Annotated in this window: 1 pseudogene; it reads left to right on the forward strand. The window is 61.4% G+C overall.

From position 1 onward, the window contains the following. Positions 1 to 233, forward strand: a pseudogene (locus HMPREF2698_RS12670) (HNH endonuclease); the annotation flags it as partial.

Here is a 233-nt window from a genome sequence, read left to right on the forward strand (position 1 = left end):
AGCGGCAAACAACGCAAAGCCCGGACCGCAGCCCTCACCCAACGCCACAGCCTCGGCACCCTCACACTCATCGAGTCCTACACCGCGAAGGTCAAGAAAACCCTCGACGCCTGGAACCTGCGAATCAAACTCGCAGGAACACCCGCACACCGCATCCCCACCGTCGCCGCCACACGACTGAAAGAACTACGCTCCAAACGCATAGCCAAACCAGGCGTGCGCATCACCTACCG

It is taken from the genome of Corynebacterium sp. HMSC072A02 (assembly GCF_001810085.1).
In the GTDB taxonomy this organism is placed as follows: Bacteria; Actinomycetota; Actinomycetes; order Mycobacteriales; family Mycobacteriaceae; genus Corynebacterium; species Corynebacterium hesseae.